Raw genomic sequence first — 26834 nt, 5'->3', positions numbered from 1 at the left:
GGCCCGGTATTTCGCCCCGGCGGGCGTGGTCCCCTTGCGCAATGGGATGGCCGTAAAGCGTCCCGCCGTCGTGTATACCAGAAAATGTTTGCATTTTAGCCCCCTTTGCTATAGAGTACCTCCCTCCACGGCATGTCCGCATTCCCCTCCCCAGGTGGCCCTCGTTACATGAGTAAAACACTTGCAGATTTGCGGCGCGACATCGACGCCATCGACGACCAGATTCTCGACCTGCTGAACCGGCGGGCGCGTTGCGTCATCGAGGTCGGTCGGCTCAAGACGGGGGAAAAGCGCGATTTCCATGTGCCAAACCGGGAGCGGGAAATCTACGAGCGGCTGACCGGTGCCAATCCGGGCCCGTTCCCCAACGAGGCGGTGCGGAGCGTTTTCCGCGAAGTGATTTCCGCCTCCCTGTCGCTCGAATCGCCGATGAAAGTGGCCTTTCTCGGCCCCAAGGCGACCTTCAGCCACTTGGCTACCCTGCAGCAGTTCGGCCTCTCCGCCGAGCTCGTCCCGCTCAAGTCGATCTCGGCGGTGTTCGAGGAAGTGGAGAAGGGGCGCGCCTACTACGGGGTGGTCCCGGTCGAAAACTCCACCGAAGGGGTGGTTTCCCATACCCTCGACATGTTCATGGACAGTGAGCTGAAGATCAACGCCGAGATTCTGCTCGAAGTCCATCACGATCTGCTCTCCCGCACCGGGAGAGTCGAAGATATCAAAAAGATTTACTCCCATCCCCAACCTATCGCCCAGTGCCGGAACTGGCTCGAAGAGCATTTCCCGGGGGTGCCGCTCGTCGACGTGGCTTCCACGGCCGTTGCCGCCCAGATTGCCGGCGAGGACTATACGGCGGCTGCCATCGCCAGCGAGCTGGCGGCGACCATGTACGATCTCAAGGTCGTGCGGAAGCGGATCGAGGACCAAGTCAACAACTTCACCCGCTTCCTGGTCATCGGCAAGAAGATGGCCGAGCGGTGCGGCGACGACAAAACTTCGCTGATGTTCCTGATCAAGGACGAGCCGGGCATCCTTTACCGGATGCTGGAGCCATTCGCCAAGCGGGGGGTAAGCCTCTCCAAGATCGAATCGCGGCCGCTGAAGAAAAAGGCGTGGGAATACATATTTTTCCTCGATCTGGCCGGCCACGTCTCCGAACCGGCGGTGGCCGAAGCGGTCCAGGAGTTGAAGGGGTACTGCCAGTTCGTCAAGATCCTCGGCTCATACCCGAGGGCGAAGTAGCCTGCCGGGCGAATGCGGAGTGACACCATCCTGTCGGCGGAGATTTCCATGCCCCTAATCAACCGGTTAGCCGTGGTCGGCGTCGGCCTCATCGGCGGCTCGTTCGCCCGTGCCCTGCGGGAAGCCGGGGCCGTTGCGGAGATCGTCGGCATCGATCGGGACCGGGAGAATCTCGACCGGGCACGGGAACTCGGGATCATCGACCGGGGCTGTGTCGACCCGGCCGAAGGGGTCCGGGGGGCTGATTTCGTCTTCGTTGCCGTGCCGGTCTGTGCCATTGCCGCGGTTGTTGCCCTGATCGCGCCCCATCTCGCCCCCGGGGCGGTCGTCACCGACGGGGGGAGCGTCAAGGAAGGGGTCGTTGCGGAGTGTGAGGCACTGCTGCCGCCGGCAGTCAGTTTCATTGGCGGGCATCCGATCGCCGGCACCGAGCATTCGGGAGCGGCCGCGTCGTTTGCCGCCCTCTATCGCGGCAAGCGCTGTATCGTTACCCCCACTCCCCGAAGCGACCGGGCGGCCCTGGCAAAGGTCGTCGCCGCCTGGGAGGCGGCCGGTGCCGTGGTGGTGACGATGGACGTGGCGAAGCACGACCGGGTGGTGGCGGCGATTTCCCATCTCCCCCACATGGTCGCCTATGCTTTGGTGAACGCCGTCGAAGGCTACCGGCACGGTGGGGAGGGGCTGCTCCGCTACTCGGCGGGCGGCTTCCGGGATTTTACCCGGATTGCCTCGTCTGACCCGATCATGTGGCGGGACATCGCCTTGATGAACAAGGGCGCCGTGCTGGAAATGATGGATCATTTCGCCGGTTATTTCGGGACGCTCCGCAAGCTGGTGGCGGCCGGCGACGGCCCGGGGCTCGAACGGTTCTTCCGCGAATCCAAGGAGAGCAGGGACGCCATCCTGTAAGCAACCATGACAGACGCAGGTGATATGAACGTTCAATCGTATTCGACACAGCCCGCCCAGGGGATTCGCGGCGAAATCGCCGTCCCCGGCGATAAATCGATTTCTCATCGTTCGATCATGCTCGGCTCCATTGCCCGGGGGGTGACGACAGTGCGCGGCTTTCTCCGCGGGGAGGACAACTTCGCCACCCTGAACGCCTTCCGCGCCATGGGGGTCGCCATTGGCGACGACGGCGAAACGCTCACCATCAATGGCAAGGGGCTGTACGGGTTGAGCGAAGCCGATGACGTCATCGACTGCGGCAATTCCGGGACATCGATCCGGCTGCTGACCGGTCTGCTGGCCCCCCAGCGCTTCTATTCGGTGCTGACCGGTGACCGCTACCTGCGCCGCCGGCCGATGAAACGGGTGGTCGGGCCGTTAGGGCAGATGGGGGCCTGCATCCTCGGCCGCGATGGCGGGGAGAAGGCACCGCTGGCCATTGCCGGCCGGCCGCTGACCGGTCTTGAGTACCGCTCGCCGGTGGCGAGCGCCCAGGTGAAATCGGCGCTGATGCTCGCCGGACTCTATGCGGCCGGCGAAACGAGGATCATCGAGCCCCACCTTTCCCGGGACCATTCGGAGCGGATGTTCCGCCATTTCGGCGCCGCGATCGAAACCGGCGCGACAGGGGTCGTCATCCGCGGTGGCCACGAACTGACCGGACGGGACATCATCGTCCCCGGCGATATCTCCTCGGCAGCGTTCTTCATCGTGGCCGCCCTGCTGGTGCCGGACTCCGAACTGCTGATCACTGGGGTGGGGGTCAACCCGACCCGGACCGGGATCCTCGACATCCTGACCGCCATGGGCGGTTCCATTGCCCTGCTCAACCAGCGGGAACTGTCCGGCGAACCGGTTGCCGACCTCTTGATCCGTTCTTCCGCCCTTCGCGGGATCGAGATCGCCGGCGAGGTGGTGACCCGGGCGATCGACGAATTCCCGGTGATCTGCGTTGCTGCCGCTCTGGCCGAAGGGAAGACTGTTATTCGTGAGGCGCGGGAATTGCGGGTCAAGGAGACCGACCGGATTGCCGCGATGGCGACCAATCTCCGGGCGGCGGGCGTTACCGTCGCGGAGTCGGACGATGGAATGGAGATAACCGGCGTTGAGCGCCTCGGTGCGGCGACGGTCGAGAGCTTCGGCGACCACCGGATTGCCATGTCGATGCTGGTGGCCGGCCTGGTGGCGGCCGGCGGGGTCACCGTCCATGACGTGGCCTGCATCGGTACCTCCTTCCCTGACTTCTTCCCGTTACTGGAAAAGGTGACGGCACGGTGAACGGGGCAGGGAAAAGGGGACTCATCATCGCCATCGACGGTCCTTCAGGGGCGGGGAAGAGTACGATCACCAAGCAGTTGGCCGATCGGCTCGGCTATATCCACATCGATACCGGGGCGATGTTCCGGGCGGTGGCGCTTGCCGCCAGCCGGGCGGGGATTAATGTCGACGACGACGCGGCCCTGGCGGGACTCTGCCGCGGGATGGAAATCTCCTTCGTCCGGGATAATGGCTGCTGCCGGGTGGTGGCCAACGGTGAGGATGTCTCGGCGGCGATCCGTACTCCGGAGATCAGCCTGCTGACCTCGGCGATCTCGGCCCGCAAGGTCGTGCGCGACTTCCTGCTGGGGCTGCAGCGGCGAATGGGCTGCAACGGCGGGGTTATCCTGGAGGGGCGCGATATCGGCACGGTGGTCTTCCCCGATGCCGAAGTGAAGTTCTATCTTTCCGCCTCGGCCGAAGAGCGGGGACGGCGGCGCTGGCTGGAACTGACCGCTCGGGGAGAGGCTATTTCCCTTGAGGAAACCATTGCCGCCGTGGTCCGGCGGGACCGGCAGGATTCGGGGCGTGAGCATGCGCCGTTGAAGCGGGCCGACGATGCGATCGACATCGATTCCACCGGCCTGACCATCGAAGAAGTGCTGGATCGGATGGAAGCGTGCGTGCGGGACAGGGAGCGGCAGTTCGGTTTCGGTGGCGAACGCAGTCGGCAGAGCTGATTCAGGCAGAAGAGGGGAGCCGTCGGATATGGAAATAGTGCTGGCCAAGCGGGCAGGGTTCTGCTTCGGGGTAAAACGGGCCACCCAGATGGCTTTCGAGGCTGCCGACAAGGGTGGGCTCACCTATACCCTCGGGCCGATCATTCATTCGCCCCAGGTCGTGCAGCGGCTCGAAGAGCTGGGGGTCAAGGTCCTGAAGGGCCTCGACGGGATCAGCGAGGGGACGGTCATCATCCGCTCCCATGGGGTCACCTCCGACGAACTGCAGGAGGCGGTCCAGAAACAGCTGGAGATCGTCGATGCCACCTGCCCCTTTGTGAAAAAGGCCCAGGAGCACGTCAAGAGCCTCTCCCTTGCCGGTTACGATCTGGTGGTGGTTGGCGATGCCGACCATCCCGAAGTGCAGGGGATCGTCTCCTTTGCCAACGGCAATGTCTTTGTGGTCGGCTCGGGAGAAGAAGCAAGCACCTTGCCGAAGATGAAAAAGATTGGTATCGTTGCACAGACCACCCAGTCTTTCGAGAACTTGCAGAACGTCGTGCTCGAATGCCTGTTGAAGGCCGGAGAGATCAGGGTCTTCAATACCATTTGCGATGCGACGGCGGTCCGGCAGGAAGAGGCCAAAGCCCTGGCCGGCCAGGTGAACTGCATGATCGTGATCGGCGGCTACAACAGCGCCAATACCAAGCGGCTTGCCGAGGTCTGCAAAGAGCTGCAGCCGAAAACCTACCACATCGAGACTGCCCAGGATCTGGATTCGGCCTGGTTTGCCGATGTCAACCGGGTGGGAGTGACGGCGGGTGCATCGACCCCGAAATGGCTGATCGACGAAGTCATCGAACGGATCAAGAAGCTCGACAATGAGAAAAACGGTTGAGTTTTTCGATAGATATGTGTTACGTTTACATATCCTAATCCATGAACGATTCAGGGAGGCTAGCTTTAATGAGTGATGAAAAGGACAAAAACAGCCGCACCAACGCTCCGATCCGGCGGTTTGCCGACGCGGACGAAGAGATGGAGCAAGGGGGTGGCGAATTCGCCGAACTCTTCCAGGACAGCATCCGGCAGCATCATGTCGGTGAGGTTGTCAAGGGAGTAGTGGTGCACATCAACCAGGAGTACGTCCTGGTCGATATCGGATACAAGTCGGAAGGGTGCATTGCGGTCGAAGAGTTCCTTGACGATGACGGCAATCTGACCGTCAAGGTTGGCGACGAAGTGAAGGCCCTGTTCGAGCGCAAGGAGAACCAGAAGGGATACGCGGTTCTCTCCAAGCGTAAAGCCGACCGCCATGCGGCATGGGATACCATCGACGCCGCCGGCGGCGAGGGGGGGATCGTCGAAGGGAAGATCATCGGCAAGGTCAAGGGCGGCCTGACCGTCGATATCGGGGTCCAGGCGTTCCTGCCGGCTTCCCAGGTCGACGTGCGGCCGGGCGGCAACCTCGACAAGTACATCGGTGTCGTCGACAAGTTCAAGGTCTTGAAACTGAACAAGAAGCGGGGCAATATCGTCCTTTCCCGCCGGGTCCTCCTGGAAGAGGAGCGGGACGTCGTCCGGCGCGAAACCCTGGGTACCCTCGCCGAGGGACAGGTCCGCGAAGGGGTGGTCAAGAACATCACCGATTACGGCGCGTTCGTCGATATCGGCGGGGTCGATGGCCTGCTCCACGTTACCGACATGTCCTGGGGACGGATCAACCATCCTTCCGAAATCCTCAAATCCGGTGACAAGATCAGCGTCAAGGTGCTGAAATACGACCAGGAAAAAGGGAAGATCTCCCTTGGTCTCAAGCAGATCGCTCCCGATCCCTGGCTGACCGTGGAAACGAAATACCATGCCGGCGACCGGGTGACGGGGAAAGTGGTCAGCCTGACCGATTACGGGGCGTTCATCGCCCTCGAAGACGGCGTCGAAGGGTTGGTCCACGTCTCCGAAATGTCTTGGACGAAACGGCTGCGTCATCCGTCCGAACTGCTCTCGGTCGGCGATACCGTCGAATCGATCGTCCTTGGTGTCGACATGGGCAATCGGCGGATTTCGCTGGGCCTCAAGCAGGTTCAGGAAAACCCCTGGTCGCAGCTGACCGACAAATACCCGGTTGGCACCAAGCTGGAAGGACAGATCAAGAGCGTTACCGATTTCGGTATCTTCATCGGTGTCGATGAAGGGATCGATGGCCTGGTGCATGTTTCCGACATCTCCTGGACCAAGCGGATCAAGCATCCCGGCGAGCTGTTCAGCAAAGGACAGACCGTTCAGGCGGTCGTGCTGAACATTGATGTCGAAAACGAACGCCTCTCGCTCGGCATCAAACAGCTGATGCCCGATCCCTGGAGCGAAATCCCGACCAAATACCGGCCCGGTACCAGGGTGCGGGGTAAGGTCACCTCGGTTACCGATTTCGGCGTGTTCCTCGAAATCGAGGAAGGAATCGAGGGACTGATCCACGTTTCCGAAATCTCCCGGGAAAAGATCGCTACGCCCAAGGAGTTTGCCAATATCGGCGATGAGCTGGAAGCGGTCGTGCTCAACGTGGATGTGGTGGAGAAGAAAATTGCGCTCTCCATCAAGGCGCTTCAGGCCGCCACCGAGAAGGCGGAGCTCGAATCGTACATGCAGGCGCAGGGTGAAGCAACCTCCAATCTTGGTGAACTGCTCCGGGAAGGTTTGCGGAAAAACGGCGACGGTGACGAGTAACTCTCCCCGGTCCCTGACCGGGCATGCTGGCCCAGCCCTGTCTGCATCCCGACGGGGCTGCGCCGACCCCGGCCTTACGTTTATTACTTTGCGGCAAGGAGTGCAGTATGACGAAAAGTGAACTGGTTGAAAATCTGGCAGAAAATAATTCGTGGCTGACCCGCAAGGATTCGGAGATGATCGTCAATATCGTCTTCGACAGCATCAGCGATGCCCTGAAGCGTGGGGAAAAGGTGGAGATACGCGGTTTCGGCAGCTTCACCATTCGCGAGCGGGGTGCCCGCGAGGCGAGAAACCCCAAGAGCGGGGCGATCGTCAAGATTCCCGCCAAAAAGACTCCTTTCTTCAAAACTGGCAAGGAGCTGCGCGAGCGGGTCAACGATCTTGCTGAATAGCAGACTTTAAGCAACCGCCCGGATGGCGGAATTGGTAGACGCAAGGGACTTAAAATCCCTCGGCACTTAGTGCTGTGCCGGTTCGAGCCCGGCTCCGGGCACCAAAAGAGAATCCAAGGTAGTACAAGGTAGTTTGAGAAGCCCTGAGAAATCAGGGCTTTTTCTTTTTCTGTTGTCCGGTAATGTCTAAGTTGATATGGTTGCGTCCATAGATTTTGACGGTATCTTTGAGGGTATACCGTCAAAACTCGAATATGGATACCGTCAAAAGGGGGTAGACGCCATGCCAAAGCGCATTCAGCCGCTAGCCGACCTTCAGGTAAAAGCTGCAAAACCGAGGGCCAAGGATTACAAACTTGCAGACGGTGGGGGGCTCTATCTTCTGGTTGCTGCTTCCGGGGGAAAGCTCTGGCGGTGCGACTACCGGTGCAATGGTAAGCGGAAAACAATGGCATTGGGTGCCTATCCCGCTGTCTCTCTTTCGGATGCCCGGCAACGTCGTGAAGAGGTAAAGAAGCTGTTGGCAAAGGGGATTGATCCGGGCGAGGAAAAGAAGGTGCAGAAGGCGGCGCAGGCCGAGGCCACTGCGAATACCTTCGAGGCTGTTGCCCGTGAATGGCATGAACGATTCAAGGGGGAGTGGTCGGAAAACCATGCCGGGCGGCTGCTTCGCCGTCTTGAACTTGACGTGTTTCCGTATATCGGGGCGCGCCCAATAGGTGAGGTCAAGGCCCCGGAACTCCTGGCCGTGTTGCGCCGAGTGGAAGCGAGAACGCTAGAAACGGCCCATCGCCTCAAGATTGCCTGCGGGCAGGTGTTCCGTTATGCCGTCGCTACCGGAAGGGCCGAGCGCGACCCGGCGGCAGACCTGAAGGGGGCACTCCCGCCGGTCAAGAACAAGCATTACTCGTCACTTACCGATCCGAAGGCTGTGGCTCCGCTTTTGCGGGCACTCGATAGCTATCAAGGATCGTTCATCACGAAGTGTGCTCTTCGCCTTGCACCTCTCGTCCTGATCCGCCCTGGGGAATTGCGTCACGCGGAGTGGGCGGAATTCGACCTCGACGCGGCAGAGTGGAACATCCCCGTTGAGCGTCTGAAATTGAAGAAAAAAGAGAAAATTGACCGTAAAGGAGAAAAGCATCTGGTGCCCCTTTCCCGGCAGGCCGTTGAAATTCTGCGGGAACTCCATACCCTGACCGGTTCCCGGCGATACGTCTTTGCCGGCCACCGCTCTCCCCTTCGCCCCATGAGCGAGAATACGGTTAATTCGGCATTGCGGCTCATGGGTTTCAGCAAAGATGAGATCACCGGTCACGGTTTCCGGGCGATGGCGAGGACGATTCTCGACGAAGTGTTGCATGTCCGGCCTGATTACATCGAGCATCAGCTGGCGCATGCCGTCAGAGATCCCCTCGGCCGCGCCTACAATCGGACAACGCACCTTTCCGAGCGCAAGAAGATGATGCAGCTGTGGGCAGACTACCTGAATGAGCTCAAGTCGGGCGCGAAGGTGATACCGATGCGGCGTGAGGGGTAAGACCGGTCGCGCCCGATCTTTCTCGGGTTGATCATTCAAATGAATTGACGCGATACTAAAAAATGGTATAGGGTGATTTATGACATGGGTCGTCCAGCTCACGGGAAGGGCCAATAAGCAGGCGCACAAATTGCCTCGAAGCATTGTTGAACGGCTCTTTCTGCTGATGGAGGAAATCAAGCACTCCGGTCCCGTGCGCGGGAACTGGCCGAACTATGGCAAGCTCGGTGATGGTCGGCACCATTGCCACCTGAAGAAGGGGAAGCCGACATATGTCGTGATGTGGGAAGAGCGCGACAGGGAAATCAGACTTATTGAGGTGACGTATGCAGGGACTCACGAAAAAGCGCCCTACTGAAGAATTTGTGACGTTGCGCCTTCGGGTTCACAGCCAGAACGTGGATCGTGTGCGCCGGTATGTGGATAGTATCGAGTCGGAGGACGACGCTATCTCCTTGGAGGATTTCTTTGCCGGCCATTTCCCCGGCGAGTCGAAGCCCTCCGTCAATCTGCGGGGAGCCAGGGGCAAAGAAGAGCTTACCCAGCGGCAGCTTGCCGAGATGACAGGTATACCGCAACGGCATATCTCCGAAATGGAGAACGGCAAGCGTCCCATCGGCAAGGAAGCGGCCAAGAAGCTGGCGAAGGCCCTGAACGTGGATTATCGGGTGTTTCTGTAAATCCCATATCCCGGGAATAGGGACAAACTAGAACGGGTTTTTTCGACTTACCTTGGCAGGAGTGTAGGGGGTCATGTCGACAAACTGCAGCGTCTCCCGGTTGATATTCACATCGAAATTCATCCCGACTGCCCCGTTGCGATTTTTCATAACCTTACAGATGAGCGTGTCGCTCTTGTCCCGCCAGAAACCGAGCATGAAGTCTGCTCCAGCCTCCACATCACCTCCGCCTTTCGCACTGTGCATCTCAATTTCTCCGCCGGCCGTCGCCGCTTGCCGATTGATTTGACTCAAGAGGATGACTGGGACACGAAGTTCTTTTGCCATGTTCTTCATCTCTGCGGAAATGTGAGCTGTCTTATCAAAAACGGTCTTTCCGGGGGCCTGCATCAACCCGAGATAGTCGATACCGACAGCGCCGAGACGTTTATGTCTCTGAAGAGCAATCTCGACATAGCGAGCAACCTTCTCAACGGAGAGCCGGGGCCGATCACAGACAATAAGCCCCTGAGAGCTGGCTTGATTTTCACCGGTCCGGACGCTTTCACTGTCCTGATGACCTCGATAATGGTCCTCAACTTCTCGACCAGTCGCTCCGCCTTGGATTTGAAGTTCTCGCTCGAAAACCTTTTCGGCAGGCATTTCGAGTGAGAAGAGAAGGTGACAGAGACCGGTTGCTGCAGCTCCTCTGAGCAGCAGATTCTGCAGAAAGGCGGTCTTGAATGTTCCAGAGTAAGCCGCGATTGTCAGGACCTCGCCAGGCGCTACGCCCCGTATGCATTGGTCGAGGAGAGCAAAACCGGTCTTGAACCGCTCTCTCTCTATGTCCCGTACAAAACGCTGGTACCGCTCCTGCCGCTGGTCGAAATTGAGAAGGTCTGAGGCGGAAACCCCGTTGATGCCGTCGAGTCGGCCGGTGATCTCCTGAATTTGAAGCTTTGCCTCAGAAAGAATTTCGCCGGGATTTTCACCACAGGCCTTGTCTGCCAACTCAGCCGCAAACGCTGCCACCTGACGGGAAACAGACTTTTCCTTGACGATCTTGCAGTAGTAGGCAATGTTGGCCGCCGTCGGCACGTAGTCGACCAGGGTGGCGAGATAAGCGGCCCCGCCGACTTCCTCAAGTTCGCCGTGCCGCTTCAACCGGTCTGTCATGGTTACCAAGTCGATAGGGTTTTTTTGGCGATGAAGTTCGACCATCGCCCGGAACAGCTTGCGATGGGATTCGCGGTAGAAGTCGTCGGCCTCGATGATCCCGGCCACTTTCTGGAGGCAAGAATTCTCGATAAAAACCGAACCCAGAATCGACATCTCCGATTCTTGGCTAAATGTATTCGCATTGTTGTGCATTTGACTCCTCCGGAATCCAATCTCGCCAGTTGTTGAACCAAGTCGATCCGTTCTTGATGAATTGTGGATCGCGTCCATCTACGTCCTGGCAATAGTGGAACAATGCCAACTTAATGTCGTGCATATCCTGCTGCGTTTTAACCGATGCTTGGAAATGCTTCAACGCCTGTTTCTTCCCGTCTCGCTTCGGGTAGTGCGCCCACAACCGCTCAAAGAAATCTTGAAGCGAGTATTCGATCCCATCTTCCCCGTAATAAACAGGGCTAGGGTTTGGTTCGGTAGTAGTGCCCCGCGATCTGCTCGTTGTCTGCTCGGTATCTGCTCGGTATCTGGTTGCTTTGCTATGCAACCACTTGGAATCAATCATTTTTATCTGTCCGCTATCTGCTCGTGATCTGTCTGAGTTGTGTATCACTATCTGTCCGCGCTGATTTTGCATTACACTGGTGTCATTTTGATAAACAATCTCCGCGCCAACATCTTCAAGGAAACGGTCAACCTTTCCCCTCGACCAATTCCACAACTTGGAATACCCCTGCACCGTAGCTGAACGGCCTTCATCGTAGTCGACCGTTAACGAAAAAAGCGCCTCAAGACGGGTATACGGTCTGTCTTTTGGCAATTCGCAAACAAGCGATTTTGCAAGAGGGACCCAACCATTCATCGTGGCGCTGGACCCCGCAAAATGGCTTCATCCGTGAAATTCGACCGCGCAAAGTTTTGCAATTCTGCTAGGTTGAAAAAAGTCGCCAACGCCCTGTCAATGTCTCCGGCCTCCGCCCAAAAAACAACTCGCTGCCAACCTGTCGCGATCCGGTTGCACAAGGCGCGGGAACTGTAGAATGGCGGCAAAACGAATGCCGTCAATGTTTTTGGGACAATTTCGCTCACAATAATTCCTCCCGGGCAATAAACTCCGAGATCGCCGACTGTTTCCACCGGCTACACCGCCGGCCGAATCGTATCGGCTGCGGTGCACGATTCGACTTAACCCATCCGAGCCAACACGACCGGGAAACATGTATAATTTCCAGGACTTCGGAAACACGCAAAAGCTTTTCTTGATTATTGGCCATCACACCCTCCCCGCGATTTCGTCCCTATTGACTCCACAATTGCACGAGGTGGTTCAGATATCAATTATTTTGTCTTTACGTGATTTCGTATGTTTTTACAGGTAGTTAGGAGTATATGGTTTTTTTTAGGGCAAAATAATTGATATTTGAACCACTCTGAAGGATTCTGGTTAAGTATGGGGCAATTCTATTTTTGCAATAAATTGGGGGTCCGGCTTTGGGAACAGATGGGAAAATTTTAAGTCGCAGGGAGGTTGCCGCCTTGCTGGGAGTCGGGGCGTCGACTATACGGCGGCTCGAACTTGCTGGCGAATTGCCTCCGCGGGTCCAGGTAAGCCCTCGGAGGATCGGGTATTTCTCAAGCGAGATTGAGAAATTTTTGAAGCAGCTTCCCCGTGTTGGGAAAGGAGGAGTGCGGTGAAAATGTTGCCGATGCTTGCCATATTATTAATATTTTCCGCCCCCGACCAGGCTTCCGCTCTGACAATCAATCGGATCTTCCTCGGCGGGACTCCTCCGGGAAACTCGGTCGGCGGCGGTAGTCTGCAGACGGTCTTCGATGCTGCCTGCATGGCATGGGAAAACGCCATCCATGACAACTATACCGTGACGCTAAACTACGGCTGGTCCGACCTTTCTAGCTCGGCGGCTCACTGGCTAAATAGTCAAGGTGGCACACCAAACCGGGAAATCTCTGGGACAATTCTCTTCGAAAACAATTGGAACGACCCGAGCGTGTTCCGGTGGTTTATCGACCCCACGCCGACGCAAAACGAAGAGTGGGCAACTTTTTCCACCTATCACCAGGATTTCGGCGGCGGACCAATGATTTCAGGTCGGGTGCTCTCCGGAGCTGCTGGAGATGTCTTGACTGCCCTGGATTTGTATTCAGCTGCAGTCCAGATGATCGGTCACGCTTTGGGGCTCTCCGTGTCAAACCGTACTTTCGGTGCTGAAGTTGCCGACGGGAATGTCGGTATCCCTGCCGGATTTCCTTTCGCCGGTTCAGGGATTCCATTTCAAGCCAACAACTACGGCTACACAGGCCACCCGAACGTGAACTATACCGCCATGTGGTATTCCGCAATTGGCGAGCGGACGCTGTTATCAGATGTGGACATACTTTGCGCGGCAACTATTTCAAATTTTTCGAATTTTGTCTTGCCTTCCTCGCAAGAGGGTCAATAACGGAGGGTATTATGCGGCGGAATAATGATGAATTAGAAACGATGCTTCAAAATGCCTTGTCGAAATGCATCGAGCAGTCAAAGATTGATGGGGTTTGCCCGTTCGAAATGTTTGCTGAAGGTTTGGCTAAGATCATCGAGGAACTCGGCCTTGACAATCTCTCAGAAGTCGCAAAGCGGTTGGACGCCGACGGCGTCCACGATGTCGCCGAGGTTATCAGAAAACATGTGGCCGAGGCGCGTTTAGCCACTTGACTGGCTTCGGGTTACAAACCGGTGGAACCCCAAGGCGAGGGATGGAACTTTTTAATGGAACATGCCGGAATTAAAAAGTAAACGATTCGTTCTCGCTTCAAAATTTGGCCTAAGGTGGAACCCATGGAACCAATTGCCGGGGCAGGGCTGTCAGATGACAACTTTCTCAAAATCGTTTCACTCCACGACGGGAATATTTCCGAAATTGCCAGGAAATTGCATATATCCCGAACAGCCGTACGAAAACGTCTGAAGCGAATTCAAAGCAGCCGGGCGCATGACGCCGGAAAGGTCGCAGTAATCGTGCAGCAAGGTTTTTCGGGAGGGTTGGCCGAAAGCGCCGCGCAGCTAGATATTATTCAAAAATATCAACAACTTCTCGAACCGATTGAGGTGAATTTGAAGAAAGTCGTTGAAGCGTTGGACAAGCCCGGCAGGCCAAACGCTGTTTTCATTAAAACGCTAACCTCTCTTGTCAGAGAGGCACGGGGAATCGTTGGGGATTCGTTCAAAGTACGGAAAGATCTCTTAGATGCGCAAGCGGTCGAGATTTTCATGGAAGCTGTGTTGCAGCTCCTCGACGAACACGACTCAAATACTCGGGCAAAAATATATGCCAAGTTGAATCGGTTGGGCGGAGCTGAATTGGCAAATACATTGCCGGCGACAAAATCGGCGGTCAGGGGTAAGTCTTGAGCGGAATTGGCGTAGATATTAAGGTCAACCGTCAGCAACTTCTCGACGCAAAAAAAGCAGCGGAAGACCTCAAGAAAAACCTGCGGGACGTGGCGGCGGCACCGGTCAACATCCGGATCACCGAACCCAAACAGATGGACGAAAATCTGTTTCCGCAGCGGCATGTCTCCGTCGCCGACGTAGCGCGGCAAAACCAGGTTCTCAGTAAATCGGTCAATGACTTCATTCAAGAAAGCCGGCGGTCGTCTTGGCGCGACAGTTACAGTATCAGGCCGCCAAGTCCGCCATTTCCTCCAACACCACCAGGAGGCGGCCGCGACACTGGTGATGGTTTCTTCAGAAGGTCGCTTCGCTGGGGCGGCAGGGTGGCCGGGTACGGCGCCGCGCTTGCCGGCGGGTTTTCCCTTCTTTCGTTACTGCACGAATCCACTACGCAGGCGGCCAATTATGGTGGCGGCGAAGCGGACCTCATTATGCGCGGCGGAAATGATCGATTCAGGCGGAATGCCATGCTTATGGGCTACACGCCGGAAGAGGCTCTTCATATCCAGGATACCATCGGGAAGAACACCGGATTTGGTAATTCACGACTCAACGATGCTTCCTACTCCGCCGCTTATTATGGGCGTCTGATGGGTATTCCCGGGGCGATGGTCGCGGGCTATATAGGTGCATCGTTTCCTGCGACAGGCGCATCCGTCGGCGAATACGAAAAACAGCTGAAGTATCTCCGTGACACGGCAGTTGCCCTCGGCGCCCGCGGCCGGATCGAGGAGGTGCTGAAAAACAATCAGCAGATTATGGCACACGTCGTTCAGGGAAGGGGAGGTAAAGAATTTTCCGACCTCGAACGGATGCAGATGCTTTCCATGCAAATGGGCTTGTGGGCTACTCCTGGGCAGATTGGCAAGGGACAGTCGGGGGCTAATTTGCTGGGAACCGTTGACCAAGGAATAAGAAACGGCGGCAACAGCCCCGGGTCAAAAATCTTTCTTGCACAAGCGCTTGGCGTAGAGAACGTCAATTCCATGAAGGATTTATGGACCTTCAACAAGCGTATGAGCGAGGGGGGAAGCGCCAGGAACATCAAAGCCGTACTTGATTATTCCGAAAAGATAGCCACGCAGCGGGGACTTTCTCCGGATGACGCCAAGATATTTGCCATGATGAACATCCGGGACTCTTTGGGGCTTAACGAAAACCAGACTGAGGCAATCTTTAGCTCTGCGTTCCGTAAATCGCTTGACGCTTCAATGAAATATTCGCCCGAAACCGCCATGAAAGCGTTCATGCACACTAAACGCGGTAAGGCAAATCTGCAAGCGGCGTCAACCGATCCATTTTCACTAAGAGGGAATGCACATCGCAGAACGGTGGCAGAATTTACCAATACGGAAGTTGATCTGGGGGGGAAGGTGCTCCCCTATGTGGACAAGCTCAAGAATGCTGTTACCCGGAGCTATTCGGCTGCGGAGAAGGGCGATTACCTGGGGAGCTTCACAGAGGCGTTGAAAGATAATCCTTTGGGAAAACTGATGGTGTTAGGTATGGGATTAAACCTGGCAAGTAAACTTCCAGTTCCTCCTTTTGTACCTGTGCCAAAGAAATTTATCCCGCCGATTGTCCCAGTCGGTAAAATATTAGCGCCTACGACTGCTTTTATAGGGACCATGGCACCCAAAAATGACCAAGTCGGCGAAGATGCCATTTCAAAAGTAATCAATCGAGGAGGTTCCCCGGCCGAAATCCATCAGGCCGCACAAGAACAAGCTGAAAAAAACCATGGTGGGGGAGGGTTGCTCGAATCGTTGCACGAATTGATCGATTTATTGCGGGTCTGGTTACATAAAATGAATAATGACCCAATACCAACTCCTCCGAGGTTTAGAGAGCGCAATTAATTACGCGTTTTATGATAGTGCTTGACGGTGGCCATATAACAAGTATATCCGGCGCTGCCATTTATACATGTATTTTGAGTTAAACCGTCATCGGCAATAACTTCTTTGTTTTTTGAATAAATTTTCATGTTTTCTATATTGACAACGTCGTTAACAACTTTGGCTAAATATTTACCTTCTGTACCCATGTACCAATAGTATACGCCTTTTATGTTAGTGCTTTTGACAGCCCAGATAGAACCGTCTGAGGCGTTTACTCCGTAAACTATAAAGTCTTTTGGTATTGGCTCGGCAGCAAAAGCGGTCATGGGGAGACACAACAATAACCAAACCAACACAATAATTCGTTTCATGGCTTACTCCTGAAGGCTCAAAATGTTAGTGAAACGTTTTCATGCCGAGTCGCAGGTTTATTGTCAAATTGGCGGATATGACAGGAAAAGATTGCCGAAAATTGTGACGCACTTTTATGGAGCAAAAACTTTGAACTGAATTATAGGTAGGAGGGCGCTCCGTACAAATGATTTACGGCTTATGAGGCATCTGGTGGACAAAAAGGAAGGGTTTATCAAGAAAAGCGCATCGTTGGAGACTCCCGGCTCCGCCGACCCCCTCTGCGAGCGAACAGCCGGGACTGCATCTCGCAGATTCACGCCATTCCCAAAAAGAATGGTTATGGAACTTTCTTACCAGAGAAGACGACATGATGCAACCGTAAATCTCACTGAATGAACTAGAGGCATTCTCCTCACCATCCCCTTAGGACGATTTCAATCCACTCAGCTATCTGGGCGTCAATGTATGGTGTGTCAACCATCCCCACAAGCCGTTGGCTATTTCCCATTCCTGTAACCCATTAATTACACAACATTCCCAATGTAACATTTTGCCTCAACGTTACATTGATGGTTGATATATCATACAAACGATAGTTGATGTATCAACCATTATAAAAATATATAAAAATTGCTTGCAATTTAAATCTGCGGCGGTAAAATTCAATTCAAGAGTAAGCGATGTCAATTGGGTGGGGTGGAAAATGAAAGGTTGCCGACCGCTGGGGATTGAAGAGATTGGTGAGGTGGTCAAGAACTTTGGCGGCAAATATGTCAAGCGTGACCGGGCACTTTTCCTTCTGGGGGTCAAATCCGGCTTCCGGATTTCTGAATTACTGAGTCTCCGCATAGCCGACGTGATTTCCTCTGGGAAGATGCTGGATCGGGTAACGGTAGCTCGCAAAAACATGAAGAAACAAGTCGAGGGCCGAACTGTATTGCTTCACCCGGACGCACGGGCCTCGTTGAGGGAATGGGTAGGCCAACTCGACAGTTGGGGCGTTCCAGACGATCATTTCCTTTTCCTTTCCCGTAAGGGAGAAAATCGACCGATGAGCAGGGTGCATGCATGGCGGATACTTCATGGCGCATTCGAGGCGGGTGGGCTTAAGGGAAAGCTCGGGACACATTCCATGCGGAAGACCTTTGCCAACAGAATTTATGAAGCTCTGAACTTCGACCTGGTGCGGACCCAGAAAGCGCTCGGTCATCGGAACATTAACTCGACAGTTTCTTATCTCAGCTTCCGCGAAGAAGACATCGACTCTGCCATTTTGGCAATTTAAGGGGAGAGCCCTCCCGAAAGAAAGGAGAAAGAAATGGATGAACAAATCCCACAACGGCAAGTTTTGTCCACCGAGGTTCTCGCTGTTCATTCCCTATTTGAAGCCATCCAAGAGTTGACCGGCAACAATGGTAGTTCGTTGCCGACGTGCATCAGTGGCCTTGCTTCCATTGGCCAGGAAAAGACGGGTTTGATAATGGATATTCTTTCGGGTGGAGGGAATTGATATGGTAGATCATTCCCAACATGCAAAGCATCCGGCGGAAGTGGTGGCGGATGTGGCCCAAAAACTCGCTTTTTTGGCCGACTCACTGGCCGCATTTTCCGATAGCCCCGTCGAACTGAGCAGTGAAGGAGTAAGTGGGCTCAATGTTATGGTCGCTGAAATGGAAAGCCAGCTGAAGGCAGTGGCACAAGCTCTTTAAGGTGAAATTCCCTGAGAACTGGGGGCGTCATTCCCCAGTCTTTTGCTGGGTATGGTGACATCCCGGACATTTATATTCGTCGGAGGAATCGTGGAACCAGAACGCACAGAGAGTGAAAAGTTTTTGACCGTAGATGATATTGCCAAGCTCCTCCAGGTAAACAAGCAGTTTGCCTATCGGTTGCTCGATAGTGGCGAACTGCCCTATTACCAATTCGGCAAGATTAAGAGAGTGATGAGGGAAGATTGGCAGGCGTTTCTGTCTTCGAAACGAAGAACGGGACAAGGAGGGCCGGATCATGGCACTGGAGACGATGAGGGTGGAGCTGACTGACCGATCTCTCGCAATTGTTGGCCGGGTGCTTCGGTTTCTCGAAGCCTATCCCGAAGACGGCGAGATGCGACTGGAACTTTTCCTGAACGATGACAAAATGGTCTGGGATACTCAGAAGGTGCAGCAAGTCACCGGCTGGAGTAACAGCAAGCTGCAGAAGCTGCGAGCGACAGGGAAACTCTCATACCTCCCCGAGAACCCTTGCGCCTATTTGCCATGGATTTTGCGGAAAGATCTAGAGAGGATGCTGGTCGGCGGGACGTTTGGTAAGCCGAAAAGGCATCGGCGGAAGAAAAAGGCGCCCGCGGCGAAAGCTGGCGGGGTGACTTTGTAAGAAGCTGTCAGATTATTACCGTTACGACTGAATATTGCAGGCAATTGTGTTGTTGGGAATGGCGTCGATCCCATCACCAGCGTTTCTTCGAGTCAATCAGGGTGGATAACAAGTAAACCCGTGATCGGCCAGGAAGGCCCGGCAAGTGACAGCATAAATGGACCGGCAAAGAGACGAAAGTGGGGTGCGGGAAACCGTGCCCTTTTTCATTGCGCAAATGCAGCCAATTCGATTACGATCATACCTCTTGAAGGGCAAGGCCGCAAACCATGGGAAGACGAAGGTGGATTTGTTAATATTTTGTTTTGGCGGTATTTTTGGAGGTATGACACGAAAATGCCGTTAGTATTTACGTTTAATATCGGCGTGTTGTGCTGTCAATTCTAACCCGGCTCCGGGCACCAGGAAAGGTTAAAGGGCTTGGTCAACGATGACCAGGCCCTTTCTCTATTTACGATCATGAGCGATGAAACGTTACAACGGCTGCTGAAACGCTTTGCCGCCGCCGCGGAGGCCCATGCGACGGCTCTGGAGACAATGGATGCGGCAAGCGCCGAACGGCATGTCGTGATGCTCGACAAGCTGTTCGCGGCGATTGTCCATTCTTCCCCCGCGGGGCGGGAGGCCCTCCTGCAGCTGGCTGAAGACTATGACGGGGCGGCTGCCGGCATGGCTGCGGTCTACTCTCTCCGCTACCGTTCCGAGCGGGCGCTGGCAGTGCTGCGTCGGCTGGCCGCCAAGCCGGGGCTGCTCGGCTTTCGCGCCAGCGTGGCGGTCGAACGGTGGGAGCAGGGTGAGTGGGAGGCGGAAGAAGGTAAAGTATAGTTGACAAAAATTGTAGGGTATGTTACCTGAATGATATGGCTTGAGGATCGTTGCTTTTCCCGATAGCCGGAATTTTCATCCCTGACTGGGGGCGGTGCCCCGGAGAAGGAACAGCCCATGTTCGCACGATTGCGGGAGGATATCCAGACGGTGCTGGAACGGGACCCGGCAGCCCGAAGCAAGCCGGAGGTCTTTTTCTGTTATCCCGGGCTGCATGCGGTCTGGTTCCACCGGCTGGCGCACCGGCTCTGGCAAGACCGGCATTATTTCATGGCCCGTCTTCTTTCCCATGTCGGGCGGCTGCTGACGGGAATCGAGATTCACCCCGGAGCGACCATCGGTCGCCGGCTGTTCATCGATCACGGCATGGGCGTGGTGATCGGCGAGACAGCGGAAATCGGCGACGACGTCACGATCTATCATGGCGTTACCCTCGGCGGAGTCAGTCTGGAAAAGAAAAAACGGCACCCGACGGTGGCCGATAACGCGGTGATCGGCTCTGGAGCCAAGGTGCTCGGGCCGTTCACGGTCGGCGCCGGCAGCAAGATCGGCTCCAATTCGGTGGTGGTCAAGGAAGTGCCGGCCAACGCCACGGTGGTCGGCATCCCCGGCCGGGTGGTCATGGCGGCGGAGAGACCGAAGGAGAAATCCGACTTTGAGCATGGCACCCTGCCCGACCCGGAAGCAAAGGCCATCTCCTGCCTGTTCGAGCAGCTGCGGGAGCTCGAACGCAAGTACAGCGAACTGGCAACCGATCACGCGGCGCTGAAACGCGAGATCGAAAAGAAGGACTAGACGATGCGACTGTCGACACGAGCCCAGTATGCGGTGCGGGCCATGGTTGACCTGGCCCTCCATTGCCAGGGGACACCGGTTTCGCTCAAGGAGATCGCCCAGCGGGAAGATATCCCGCTCAATTACCTGGAGCAGCTGTTCAACCGGTTGCGGCGCGGCAAGATCGTCGAAAGCGTGCGCGGCCCCGGCGGCGGCTACCTGTTGGCGCGGGAGAGTTCCGAAATCCTGGTGGGGGAGATCGTCGCGACGGTGGAGGAGCCGCTGAACCCGGTTTCCTGCATGGACGCGGCGACGGGGCGCTGCAGCCGCCCGGCCGCCTGTACGACCCACAATGTCTGGCAGAAACTCGGCGAGCGGATCAAGACGTTTCTCGATTCGATTACCCTTGAAGACCTGGTGGCCGAAGCCCGCGGCCGGCATGACGAGTAGGCCGTCCCCCGCTGTTTTCCCCGCTTACCTTTCACCCGTTGTGCGATATCCCGGCAGCTCCGGCATGGTGGCGCCGGGGAGCGCCTCGTTGCGGCCCGGTACCGAAGGAACCTGATCGATGGAAAAAGTTGCCATAACCACGCTCGGTTGCAAGATCAACCAGTTCGAATCGGCCGCCATCTGCGAAAGCCTGGACCGGGAAGGGTTCCAGCTGGTTCCCTTCGAGGAGGCCGCCGATATCTACGTGATCAATACCTGTACGGTTACCGCCAGAACCGACGCGGAATCACGGCGGCTCGTCCGCCGGGCGCTCCGCCGCAATCCGGCCGCTCGGGTGGTCGTGACCGGCTGCTATGCCCAGGTGGCGCCGGAAGAACTCAGCGTCTTGCCGGGGGTGACGCTGGTGGTCGGAAACAGTGAAAAGCGGGGGCTGGTCGAGCTGCTGAAGGAAGCCTCGCCGGCTCAGGTGCACGTTACCGACATTTCCCGGGAGCGGACCGCCGCGGGGTTGATCCTCGAAAGCTTCGCCGAACATACCCGGGCCTTCCTCCAGGTCCAGAACGGCTGTGATGCCTTCTGCTCCTACTGCATCGTCCCATATGCCCGGGGACGAAACCGGAGCGTGCCGCCCGACGAGGCGCTTGCGGGGGTACGGAGCTTTGCCGGCCGCGGCTTCCAGGAGGTGGTGCTGACCGGCATCCACCTCGGCAGCTACGGGACCGATCTCGAACCGCCGACCTCGCTGCTGGCGCTTCTGGAGGCGATTGAACGGCAGCAGCTCGTGCCGCGGCTGCGGATTGGCTCGGTGGAGCCGAACGAAGTGAGCGACGATCTGATCGCTTGGCTTGCCCGTTCCACCACGGCCTGTCCCCACCTCCACCTCCCCCTGCAGAGCGGGGACGACCGGGTGCTGGCGCGGATGAACCGGCACTATTCGGCGGTCTCTTTCCGGGGTGTGGTGACCAGGCTGGTGGCAGCGTTGCCGGACATCTGCATCGGTTGCGACGTGATCGTCGGTTTTCCCGGCGAGACCGAGGAGGAATTTGCCGCTACCCGGACCTTGGTCGAAGAACTTCCCATCGCCTACCTCCATGTCTTTCCCTATTCCCGCCGCCCCGGTACGCCGGCAGCCGGGATGGCGGGGCAGGTGGATGGGGCGGTTATCCGCCGCCGGGCCGCCGAGCTGCGTGACGTGGCGGAACGGAAAAAACGCGCCTATTACGAGCGCTTTGTCGGTCGCGAGCTGGCGGTGCTGGTGCAGGACGGTAGCGATGGCGTTGTGACTGGGTTGTCGCGCAATTACATTCCCGTCACGTTTGCCGGCGAGCCGACGCTGATCAACCGGGAGGTGGCGGTGAGGGCCACCGGGATGACCACGGACGGGATGATGGGCGTTATTGCAGGGTGAAGTAGAAGGTGGCACCCCGGTCCACTTCGGCTTCGGCCCAGATTTGGCCGCCGTGCCGGTGGACAATTCGCTGCACGAGGGCAAGACCGATGCCGTCGCCAGGGAATTCCTCGGTGCGGTGCATCCGCTGGAACGGTGCGAACAGGTTGTCGGCATAGGCCATGTTGAAGCCGGCGCCGTTGTCCCGCACGAAAAAGACCGTTATCCCCTCCCTGGTTGTTTCGCCTACTTCAATCCGCGCTTCCGGCTGTTTTTCACTGAACTTCCACGCGTTTTTCAAGAGCTGTTCGATAACCGTCCGGAGCTGGCGCCGGTCGGCGAGGGCGGTCATGTTGTCCGCGATGCTGACCGATACGGTCCGTTCCGGGTGAAGGTAGCGGAGTTCCTGCTCGATGGTGCGGGCAATGGCGCTGACGTCGGTCTCTTCCGGGTGAAAGGGGGCGCGGTTGAGGCGGGAAAGGGTGAGCAGTGCCTCGATCAGCCGCGACATCCGGCAGCTGGCGACCCTGATACGTTCCAGGTAGGTGCGGCCCTGGTCGTCGAGCTGGTCGGCGCAATCTTCCAGGATTGCCTTGCTGAAGCCGTCGATGATGGTGAGCGGCGCCCGGAGGTCGTGGGATACCGAGTGGCAGAACGCCTTGAACTCCTGCTGAAGCGATTCGAGCTCCCGGGCGAGCCGCTCCGGGGACGAAATCCCGGTTGCCCCGCCGAGCAGCCGGCTCATTGCCGGCACCAGCCGCTCCAGGTGGTCGTCGAGCACCAGGTCGGTGGCGCCGAGCCGGACCAGATCGACGGCCTGCTCGGCGTCGAGGCGTGGCGTGACGCAGATCAGGGGGCTGTCCGGGTAGCGGCCACGGATCGTTGCCAGTAGCTGTTCCCGGTTCGACTCGTCGGGGAGTGGGGCGATGACCAGGTCGGCGCGCTCCGCGCTTGCCAGGCCGTTGTCGGAGTCTCCCGCCGCGACCAGCTCACAGTCGAGGTCGCCTCGGGTAAGGGTTTCGCCGATCCTGGCAAACAGATCGCCGGCGCTGCCGAGATACACCACCTGTGGCTGCCGTTTCATGGCGCTCGCTTCCTCCGGGGTAGGGATATTCACGTGCCGGCGACGGTGCGGAGAAATTTGCCGACCTGCCGGACGTCGTCCATGCTGTTGAATTCGCGAAAATCGTCGATGCCGTCGGGGTCAAAGGCCCGATAGTAGCGGGGAGGGGTTTCCCTGAGGCCGCGCAGCCCCTTGCCGGTGGCGTAATCGTCGCTGGCGAGCCCCGTCGCTGCCGTGCGCAGCCCGAGAACGATGCTGAAACCGAGCTGGAAGAGCCGCTTCAGCGGTTCGTCGACCAGGATAGTGGCGGCCCGGGCAATGTCGTTGCCGGCCAGGTATTCCAGGGCGATGTTCAGATAGCCGTGGACCCGCCGGAAGATCTCCTCCCCGGCTGCCCGCTCGTGGAGGGCGGCGTCGTCTGCTACCAGGGCGCAGCCGGCAAGGTAGGCCAGTTCCTGGCTCACCCCTTCGTCGCCGGCATGTGACATCGCCCGGTTCAGCAGGGAGTCGGCCGGGCCCGGCAGCGACGGCAGCTGCAGGATGGGGCCGGTACTCCCGCCGCCGACCAGTTTTTTTTCGCCGCTCAGGGTGAAGCTGGCCGGGTCGAGGCGACCGTATATGCTTCGCGCCGCTTCCAGGTCCGGAAATCCGAGGTCGGCGAGGCGCCCGGTACGGAACTGGAGCGCCAGTTCCTCCAGTTCGCTGCCGATCTCCCCTTTGATCCCTTCCATCAGCTCCAGGTAAAGCCCGTGATTGGTGCGATAGGCAATGTCGAGAAAGGCCCCGATTGTCCGGGCATGACGGGGATTCTTGAAGGTGATGAAATAAATATTGTCAAAGGAGTGATCCCAGTCGGCGGTTCGCTCGTCGTCGCTTGCCAACTCGCCGATGCCGCCGCCGACGCTGATCTCCTGCTTGAGCGCCAGGACCAACAGCTCCGGGTCCAATTCCGGGAGCTGCTCCGTCACCACGCTTTCGCCGGCATCCAGCAGGTGGCCAAGCCAGCGGTAGGCATTGGCGGCGGAGAAGACCCCCCGTTCCCACAGTTCCATGTCCAGGATGAAGGTCCGCTGCTCCGGCGACGCCAGTTCGAGCAGTTCGCCGGCGTCCGCCTCGCCGACCTCCTTGACCAGCCAATACAGCTCCTGCTCGGGGATGTTCCGGGCCAGTTCCTTTGGCCGCGGCGCGCGGGTGATCAGCTTGAGCTGCCGGCCGGCCGGCTGGCGGCGCAAATGATCGAGTTGCTCTGCCAGGGGGAGGGTGGCGAAATCCGCACCGCTCCCTTTTGCCTGCCGGGCTGACGCCAGGCTGACAACCTTGTCCCGGGGATTATTTCCGTTTCCCATTCTTGTCGGGCTCCTTTGCCTTCTGCCGTCCGCTTGCCGCCGTCGCCCTGCCCGGCCGGCGGCTGAGGCCCAGAGCGCGGCGGTAGGCGCATTCGTCGTGGAGCCAGTTGAGCTCCCGTACCAGTTCTTCGGTCAGTTTGACACACTCGGGATTAATCGTGAAGCGGCGATCGTAGATGACGCACTGGCGGCTGACCACATCGAGATAACGGCAGGGTGTCGAGGTGAAAAAGACAATGCCCGTTTCGTCTTCGAATTTTTCGAAGCAGCAGAGGCCGCAACGCTGACAGAGCGCTTCCCAGGCATCGCCGGATTGGTCGGTCGTTTCCATCAAGGGAGCATACCGAATCTCGGGCGGGACTGTCAATCGGGAAGGTGGGGGAGCTTGATCTGGTCTAATGTTACAACGGTGTTAATATTCGCTTATATTGCGACAAAAGCCCGGCTTTGGGTTGCAAATGCCTGGGTTGTTGTTTAAATACCAGATGGGGCATACACATTCTGCCGGAGGCAGGGATATGAAGCTCTATCTGGTTCGCCACGCGGAAGCGGTCGAGCGGAGTCCGGCGGTTGCCGAGGAACAACGCTGGCTCACCACTGCGGGGCGGCGCTCCTTTCGCGCCAATGCCCGGCTGCTTGCCCGGAAGAAGCTGCGTCCCGATCTCATCCTGACCAGTCCGCTGGTCCGGGCGATCCAGACGGCGGAGATTCTTGCCGAGGCCCTGCAATACGAGGGAGAATTGGCGATGGCCGCCGAGGCCGCTCCCGGATTTGACCTCCGGCAGCTGACCATGTTGCTGGCGCGGTATCCGGCGGTCCGCCGGCTGGTGGTCGTCGGCCACGAGCCGGACCTGGGTGCCTTGGCCGGGGTGCTGCTCGGCCGCGAGGTCGCCGTGCCGCTTAAAAAAGGAATGATTATCGCCCTGAAGCTCGGCGCTGCGGCGATGGGGGCGGCCAGTTTCCGCTGGCTGGTCCATAACGGGGAAAAGATTGACCGTCTGGGGGAGTGACGCTCCGAGAACGGGATGATAATGCCGGTATCCTGATGAAATGGAGGAATGACGATGAAGGCCACCGAAAAAGAACTGCAGAAGATCAAAGGGATTGGCGAGGTGCTGGCGCGCCGCCTGGTCGAGGCCGGCCACGACAGTTTCGCCAAGGTTGCCGCTCTCGGCGAGGAGGGGCTGAAAGCGATCAAGGGGATCAATCCCCGTGCCGTCTCTTCGATCATTGCCCAGGCAACCGACCTGGCGAAGCAGGGGAAGGCCGACCGGGCCAAGCGGGTCGAGGAATTGAAGGCCGCCGCCACGACACTTCGCGATCAGGTGGAGGGAATCGCCCGTAGCGCCAAGGAGCGCTTTGGCGAGGAACTGCAGGGAAAGACGGGCAAGAAGCTCGAAAAGGAACTGCTGAAGATGGCGGCGGCCCTCGCCAGGACCGAGACCAAGCTGGAGAGTCGGGTCAAGCGGGCCGGCAAAGGGCTGGCCAAGGCGGAGAAACGGCTGGCCGGCCTGGCCGAGGAGGGCCTCAAGGGGGTGGAAAAAGGGCTCCGGCGGGCGCGCAAGTCGTTGAAGCGGATCGTGGCGAAATGAATCGCCATCTGGACGAAGAACTCCCCGGCAAGCTCATTGCGGTCGAAGGGCTGGACGGTTCCGGCAAATCGACCCAGATCTACCTGCTCAAACGCTGGCTGGAGATGCGGGGTCTGAAGGTCTTTTTCACCGAATGGAACTCGTCGGTAATCGTCAAGAAAGCGACGAGCAAGGGGAAGAAACGGCAGCTTTTGACCCCGACAACTTTCAGCCTCATCCACTGCACCGATTTCGCCGACCGTTACGAACAGCAGATTCTGCCGCTACTCAAGGCTGGCTACCTGGTGCTTTGCGATCGCTACATCTATACTGCCTTTGCCCGCGACGCGGTCCGCGGCTGCTCCCGCGCCTGGCTGCGCCGGCTCTACGGCTTCGCCCGCCACCCCAACCTGGCGCTCTTCTTCAATACGCCGCTGCCGGTGGCGCTGGGCCGGATCCTTTCCGGACGTCCCCAGCTTAAGTATCACGAAGCGGGGATGGACTTGAGCCTTTCGAGCGATCCCTACGAAAGCTTCCGGCTCTTCCAGGAACGGATTTACCGCGAATACCTGAGCATGACCGATGAGTTTTCCTTTGTCACCATCGATGGGGCAGCGGCGATCGAGGCCCAGCAGGAGCAGGTACGGGAATTGGTGACCGAGGCGTTCGACCTGCCGCGTTTCCGGTGGCGGGCGGTGCGCTGACCAGCCGGCAAGTGCCGGAACATAAGGAGGAA

The 26834-nt window shown here is 57.7% G+C and carries 34 protein-coding genes and 1 tRNA gene; 28 read left to right on the top strand and 7 right to left on the bottom strand.

What is annotated here, in order from left to right; genetic code table 11:
* The first annotated feature begins 168 nt into the window (after positions 1–168).
* The 11 genes from pheA (at position 169) to QMN23_RS15405 (ending at position 9505) form a co-directional block, all read left to right on the top strand.
* Positions 169–1239 (top strand): prephenate dehydratase, encoded by a 1071-nt coding sequence (pheA, locus tag QMN23_RS15455; RefSeq protein WP_282000229.1) that lies wholly within the window; start codon positions 169–171, stop codon positions 1237–1239.
* Positions 1240–1287: 48 nt separating this feature from the next.
* Entirely contained in the window at positions 1288–2148 is an 861-nt protein-coding gene (locus tag QMN23_RS15450) for a prephenate dehydrogenase (RefSeq protein ID WP_282000228.1), read from the top strand.
* A 24-nt stretch (positions 2149–2172) separates the two neighbouring features.
* Complete coding sequence (gene aroA / locus QMN23_RS15445) at positions 2173–3468, top strand: 3-phosphoshikimate 1-carboxyvinyltransferase (RefSeq protein WP_282000227.1); 1296 nt, start codon at positions 2173–2175, stop codon at positions 3466–3468.
* Positions 3465–4187, top strand: coding sequence for a (d)CMP kinase (gene cmk, locus QMN23_RS15440; RefSeq protein WP_282000226.1), 723 nt, complete (start codon positions 3465–3467; stop codon positions 4185–4187). Before aroA ends, cmk begins: the two co-directional genes overlap by 4 nt.
* Positions 4188–4215: 28 nt before the next feature.
* On the top strand, positions 4216–5064 hold the full coding sequence (locus QMN23_RS15435) for a 4-hydroxy-3-methylbut-2-enyl diphosphate reductase (RefSeq protein WP_282000225.1): 849 nt from the start codon (positions 4216–4218) through the stop codon (positions 5062–5064).
* A 68-nt stretch (positions 5065–5132) separates the two neighbouring features.
* On the top strand, positions 5133–6890 hold the full coding sequence (locus QMN23_RS15430; RefSeq protein ID WP_282000224.1) for a 30S ribosomal protein S1: 1758 nt from the start codon (positions 5133–5135) through the stop codon (positions 6888–6890).
* Positions 6891–6997: 107 nt separating this feature from the next.
* Positions 6998–7285, top strand: coding sequence for an integration host factor subunit beta (locus tag QMN23_RS15425; protein ID WP_282000223.1), 288 nt, complete (start codon positions 6998–7000; stop codon positions 7283–7285).
* A gap of 16 nt (positions 7286–7301) precedes the next feature.
* Positions 7302–7389, top strand: a tRNA-Leu gene (locus tag QMN23_RS15420).
* A 179-nt stretch (positions 7390–7568) separates the two neighbouring features.
* Positions 7569–8825: a tyrosine-type recombinase/integrase gene (locus tag QMN23_RS15415; RefSeq protein WP_282000222.1), complete on the top strand. Its 1257-nt coding sequence runs from the start codon at positions 7569–7571 to the stop codon at positions 8823–8825.
* 79 nt (positions 8826–8904) lie between these two features.
* Positions 8905–9183, top strand: a complete 279-nt coding sequence (locus QMN23_RS15410) for a cytotoxic translational repressor of toxin-antitoxin stability system (protein WP_282000221.1) — start codon at positions 8905–8907, stop codon at positions 9181–9183.
* Positions 9184–9232: 49 nt separating this feature from the next.
* Positions 9233–9505, top strand: a complete 273-nt coding sequence (locus tag QMN23_RS15405; RefSeq protein WP_282000220.1) for a helix-turn-helix domain-containing protein — start codon at positions 9233–9235, stop codon at positions 9503–9505.
* Between the two features lie 27 nt (positions 9506–9532).
* On the opposite strand, the gene QMN23_RS15400 is transcribed toward QMN23_RS15405, so the two are convergent.
* From QMN23_RS15400 to QMN23_RS19655, 3 genes are all read right to left on the bottom strand, one after another.
* Positions 9533–10855: a replicative DNA helicase gene (locus QMN23_RS15400; protein ID WP_282000219.1), complete on the bottom strand. Its 1323-nt coding sequence runs from the start codon at positions 10853–10855 to the stop codon at positions 9533–9535.
* Positions 10830–11519, bottom strand: coding sequence for a hypothetical protein (locus QMN23_RS15395; protein WP_282000218.1), 690 nt, complete (start codon positions 11517–11519; stop codon positions 10830–10832). Before QMN23_RS15395 ends, QMN23_RS15400 begins: the two co-directional genes overlap by 26 nt.
* A 223-nt stretch (positions 11520–11742) precedes the next feature.
* Positions 11743–11931 carry a helix-turn-helix transcriptional regulator gene (locus QMN23_RS19655; protein WP_348835247.1) on the bottom strand — a complete coding sequence of 63 codons (189 nt, stop codon included), beginning with the start codon at positions 11929–11931 and terminating at the stop codon, positions 11743–11745.
* 217 nt (positions 11932–12148) lie between these two features.
* On the opposite strand from QMN23_RS19655, the gene QMN23_RS19715 reads away from it, so the two are divergent.
* From QMN23_RS19715 to QMN23_RS15375, 5 genes are all read left to right on the top strand, one after another.
* Positions 12149–12352, top strand: a complete 204-nt coding sequence (locus QMN23_RS19715; RefSeq protein WP_432613079.1) for a helix-turn-helix transcriptional regulator — start codon at positions 12149–12151, stop codon at positions 12350–12352.
* Positions 12349–13119, top strand: a complete 771-nt coding sequence (locus QMN23_RS15390) for a hypothetical protein (RefSeq protein ID WP_282000217.1) — start codon at positions 12349–12351, stop codon at positions 13117–13119. Before QMN23_RS19715 ends, QMN23_RS15390 begins: the two co-directional genes overlap by 4 nt.
* Before the next feature lie 11 nt (positions 13120–13130).
* Positions 13131–13373 (top strand): hypothetical protein, encoded by a 243-nt coding sequence (locus QMN23_RS15385; protein ID WP_282000216.1) that lies wholly within the window; start codon positions 13131–13133, stop codon positions 13371–13373.
* 123 nt (positions 13374–13496) lie between these two features.
* Positions 13497–14069 carry a helix-turn-helix domain-containing protein gene (locus tag QMN23_RS15380; RefSeq protein WP_282000215.1) on the top strand — a complete coding sequence of 191 codons (573 nt, stop codon included), beginning with the start codon at positions 13497–13499 and terminating at the stop codon, positions 14067–14069.
* The gene (locus QMN23_RS15375) at positions 14066–15970 is read left to right on the top strand and encodes a hypothetical protein (protein ID WP_282000214.1); all 1905 of its coding nucleotides are present in this window, start codon (positions 14066–14068) and stop codon (positions 15968–15970) included. The genes QMN23_RS15380 and QMN23_RS15375 overlap by 4 nt, the downstream gene beginning before the upstream one ends.
* On the opposite strand, the gene QMN23_RS15370 is transcribed toward QMN23_RS15375, so the two are convergent.
* Complete coding sequence (locus tag QMN23_RS15370; RefSeq protein WP_282000213.1) at positions 15967–16323, bottom strand: hypothetical protein; 357 nt, start codon at positions 16321–16323, stop codon at positions 15967–15969. The two genes, QMN23_RS15375 and QMN23_RS15370, sit on opposite strands and share 4 nt — an antisense overlap.
* 686 nt (positions 16324–17009) lie before the next feature.
* Here QMN23_RS15370 and QMN23_RS15365 point away from each other — a divergent pair.
* From QMN23_RS15365 to mtaB, 9 genes are all read left to right on the top strand, one after another.
* A complete protein-coding gene (locus tag QMN23_RS15365) occupies positions 17010–17591 on the top strand; it encodes a tyrosine-type recombinase/integrase (protein WP_282000212.1) in 582 nt (193 codons plus the stop codon).
* Positions 17592–17624: 33 nt separating this feature from the next.
* Positions 17625–17816, top strand: a complete 192-nt coding sequence (locus QMN23_RS15360) for a hypothetical protein (RefSeq protein ID WP_282000211.1) — start codon at positions 17625–17627, stop codon at positions 17814–17816.
* A 1-nt stretch (position 17817) separates the two neighbouring features.
* Positions 17818–18015, top strand: coding sequence for a hypothetical protein (locus QMN23_RS15355; protein WP_282000210.1), 198 nt, complete (start codon positions 17818–17820; stop codon positions 18013–18015).
* A gap of 90 nt (positions 18016–18105) precedes the next feature.
* Complete coding sequence (locus QMN23_RS15350; RefSeq protein WP_282000209.1) at positions 18106–18348, top strand: helix-turn-helix domain-containing protein; 243 nt, start codon at positions 18106–18108, stop codon at positions 18346–18348.
* The gene (locus QMN23_RS15345) at positions 18314–18682 is read left to right on the top strand and encodes a hypothetical protein (protein WP_282000208.1); all 369 of its coding nucleotides are present in this window, start codon (positions 18314–18316) and stop codon (positions 18680–18682) included. The genes QMN23_RS15350 and QMN23_RS15345 overlap by 35 nt, the downstream gene beginning before the upstream one ends.
* Before the next feature lie 420 nt (positions 18683–19102).
* Positions 19103–19507 (top strand): hypothetical protein, encoded by a 405-nt coding sequence (locus QMN23_RS15340; RefSeq protein WP_282000207.1) that lies wholly within the window; start codon positions 19103–19105, stop codon positions 19505–19507.
* Positions 19508–19624: 117 nt separating this feature from the next.
* Complete coding sequence (cysE, locus tag QMN23_RS15335; protein ID WP_282000206.1) at positions 19625–20302, top strand: serine O-acetyltransferase; 678 nt, start codon at positions 19625–19627, stop codon at positions 20300–20302.
* Between the two features lie 3 nt (positions 20303–20305).
* Complete coding sequence (locus QMN23_RS15330; RefSeq protein WP_282000205.1) at positions 20306–20731, top strand: RrF2 family transcriptional regulator; 426 nt, start codon at positions 20306–20308, stop codon at positions 20729–20731.
* Positions 20732–20849: 118 nt separating this feature from the next.
* Positions 20850–22139, top strand: a complete 1290-nt coding sequence (mtaB, locus tag QMN23_RS15325; protein WP_282000204.1) for a tRNA (N(6)-L-threonylcarbamoyladenosine(37)-C(2))-methylthiotransferase MtaB — start codon at positions 20850–20852, stop codon at positions 22137–22139.
* Here the strand turns inward: mtaB and QMN23_RS15320 are convergent.
* The 3 genes from QMN23_RS15320 to QMN23_RS15310 are packed head-to-tail and all read right to left on the bottom strand — an operon-like array spanning position 22126 to position 24858.
* Positions 22126–23202, bottom strand: a complete 1077-nt coding sequence (locus QMN23_RS15320) for an ATP-binding protein (protein WP_282000203.1) — start codon at positions 23200–23202, stop codon at positions 22126–22128. The genes mtaB and QMN23_RS15320 overlap by 14 nt on opposite strands.
* Before the next feature lie 29 nt (positions 23203–23231).
* A complete protein-coding gene (locus QMN23_RS15315) occupies positions 23232–24527 on the bottom strand; it encodes a DUF6178 family protein (RefSeq protein ID WP_282000202.1) in 1296 nt (431 codons plus the stop codon).
* Positions 24511–24858 carry a YcgN family cysteine cluster protein gene (locus QMN23_RS15310; protein WP_282000201.1) on the bottom strand — a complete coding sequence of 116 codons (348 nt, stop codon included), beginning with the start codon at positions 24856–24858 and terminating at the stop codon, positions 24511–24513. The genes QMN23_RS15315 and QMN23_RS15310 overlap by 17 nt, the downstream gene beginning before the upstream one ends.
* Positions 24859–25045: 187 nt before the next feature.
* On the opposite strand from QMN23_RS15310, the gene sixA reads away from it, so the two are divergent.
* The 3 genes from sixA to QMN23_RS15295 are packed head-to-tail and all read left to right on the top strand — an operon-like array spanning position 25046 to position 26802.
* Positions 25046–25537 (top strand): phosphohistidine phosphatase SixA, encoded by a 492-nt coding sequence (sixA, locus tag QMN23_RS15305; protein ID WP_282000200.1) that lies wholly within the window; start codon positions 25046–25048, stop codon positions 25535–25537.
* Between the two features lie 54 nt (positions 25538–25591).
* Positions 25592–26119, top strand: a complete 528-nt coding sequence (locus QMN23_RS15300) for a helix-hairpin-helix domain-containing protein (RefSeq protein WP_282000199.1) — start codon at positions 25592–25594, stop codon at positions 26117–26119.
* Positions 26116–26802, top strand: coding sequence for a dTMP kinase (locus QMN23_RS15295; RefSeq protein WP_282000198.1), 687 nt, complete (start codon positions 26116–26118; stop codon positions 26800–26802). The genes QMN23_RS15300 and QMN23_RS15295 overlap by 4 nt, the downstream gene beginning before the upstream one ends.
* Positions 26803–26834: the final 32 nt, after the last annotated feature.

The sequence above is a fragment of the Geotalea uraniireducens genome (assembly GCF_027943965.1).
Classification (GTDB): domain Bacteria; phylum Desulfobacterota; class Desulfuromonadia; order Geobacterales; family Geobacteraceae; genus Geobacter; species Geobacter uraniireducens.
This window is presented reverse-complemented; position numbering and strand designations above follow the sequence as displayed.

Bases quoted from the DNA above. Each gene is read 5' to 3' on its own strand.
- QMN23_RS15450 (WP_282000228.1), top strand. From the start codon at position 1,288: ATGCCCCTAATCAACCGGTTAGCCGTGGTCGGCGTCGGCCTCATCGGC.
- QMN23_RS15310 (WP_282000201.1), bottom strand. From the start codon at position 24,858: ATGGAAACGACCGACCAATCCGGCGATGCCTGGGAAGCGCTCTGTCAG.
- QMN23_RS15345 (WP_282000208.1), top strand. From the start codon at position 18,314: ATGGCACTGGAGACGATGAGGGTGGAGCTGACTGACCGATCTCTCGCA.
- QMN23_RS15315 (WP_282000202.1), bottom strand. From the start codon at position 24,527: ATGGGAAACGGAAATAATCCCCGGGACAAGGTTGTCAGCCTGGCGTCA.
- QMN23_RS15380 (WP_282000215.1), top strand. From the start codon at position 13,497: ATGGAACCAATTGCCGGGGCAGGGCTGTCAGATGACAACTTTCTCAAA.
- cysE (WP_282000206.1), top strand. From the start codon at position 19,625: ATGTTCGCACGATTGCGGGAGGATATCCAGACGGTGCTGGAACGGGAC.
- QMN23_RS15410 (WP_282000221.1), top strand. From the start codon at position 8,905: ATGACATGGGTCGTCCAGCTCACGGGAAGGGCCAATAAGCAGGCGCAC.
- QMN23_RS19655 (WP_348835247.1), bottom strand. From the start codon at position 11,931: ATGGCCAATAATCAAGAAAAGCTTTTGCGTGTTTCCGAAGTCCTGGAA.
- QMN23_RS15400 (WP_282000219.1), bottom strand. From the start codon at position 10,855: ATGCACAACAATGCGAATACATTTAGCCAAGAATCGGAGATGTCGATT.
- QMN23_RS15415 (WP_282000222.1), top strand. From the start codon at position 7,569: ATGCCAAAGCGCATTCAGCCGCTAGCCGACCTTCAGGTAAAAGCTGCA.
- QMN23_RS15385 (WP_282000216.1), top strand. From the start codon at position 13,131: ATGCGGCGGAATAATGATGAATTAGAAACGATGCTTCAAAATGCCTTG.
- aroA (WP_282000227.1), top strand. From the start codon at position 2,173: ATGAACGTTCAATCGTATTCGACACAGCCCGCCCAGGGGATTCGCGGC.
- mtaB (WP_282000204.1), top strand. From the start codon at position 20,850: ATGGAAAAAGTTGCCATAACCACGCTCGGTTGCAAGATCAACCAGTTC.
- QMN23_RS15435 (WP_282000225.1), top strand. From the start codon at position 4,216: ATGGAAATAGTGCTGGCCAAGCGGGCAGGGTTCTGCTTCGGGGTAAAA.
- QMN23_RS15355 (WP_282000210.1), top strand. From the start codon at position 17,818: ATGGTAGATCATTCCCAACATGCAAAGCATCCGGCGGAAGTGGTGGCG.
- sixA (WP_282000200.1), top strand. From the start codon at position 25,046: ATGAAGCTCTATCTGGTTCGCCACGCGGAAGCGGTCGAGCGGAGTCCG.
- QMN23_RS15365 (WP_282000212.1), top strand. From the start codon at position 17,010: ATGAAAGGTTGCCGACCGCTGGGGATTGAAGAGATTGGTGAGGTGGTC.
- QMN23_RS15330 (WP_282000205.1), top strand. From the start codon at position 20,306: ATGCGACTGTCGACACGAGCCCAGTATGCGGTGCGGGCCATGGTTGAC.
- QMN23_RS15360 (WP_282000211.1), top strand. From the start codon at position 17,625: ATGGATGAACAAATCCCACAACGGCAAGTTTTGTCCACCGAGGTTCTC.
- QMN23_RS15370 (WP_282000213.1), bottom strand. From the start codon at position 16,323: ATGAAACGAATTATTGTGTTGGTTTGGTTATTGTTGTGTCTCCCCATG.
- QMN23_RS15320 (WP_282000203.1), bottom strand. From the start codon at position 23,202: ATGAAACGGCAGCCACAGGTGGTGTATCTCGGCAGCGCCGGCGATCTG.
- QMN23_RS15425 (WP_282000223.1), top strand. From the start codon at position 6,998: ATGACGAAAAGTGAACTGGTTGAAAATCTGGCAGAAAATAATTCGTGG.
- QMN23_RS15395 (WP_282000218.1), bottom strand. From the start codon at position 11,519: ATGAATGGTTGGGTCCCTCTTGCAAAATCGCTTGTTTGCGAATTGCCA.
- QMN23_RS15295 (WP_282000198.1), top strand. From the start codon at position 26,116: ATGAATCGCCATCTGGACGAAGAACTCCCCGGCAAGCTCATTGCGGTC.
- pheA (WP_282000229.1), top strand. From the start codon at position 169: ATGAGTAAAACACTTGCAGATTTGCGGCGCGACATCGACGCCATCGAC.
- QMN23_RS15300 (WP_282000199.1), top strand. From the start codon at position 25,592: ATGAAGGCCACCGAAAAAGAACTGCAGAAGATCAAAGGGATTGGCGAG.
- QMN23_RS15430 (WP_282000224.1), top strand. From the start codon at position 5,133: ATGAGTGATGAAAAGGACAAAAACAGCCGCACCAACGCTCCGATCCGG.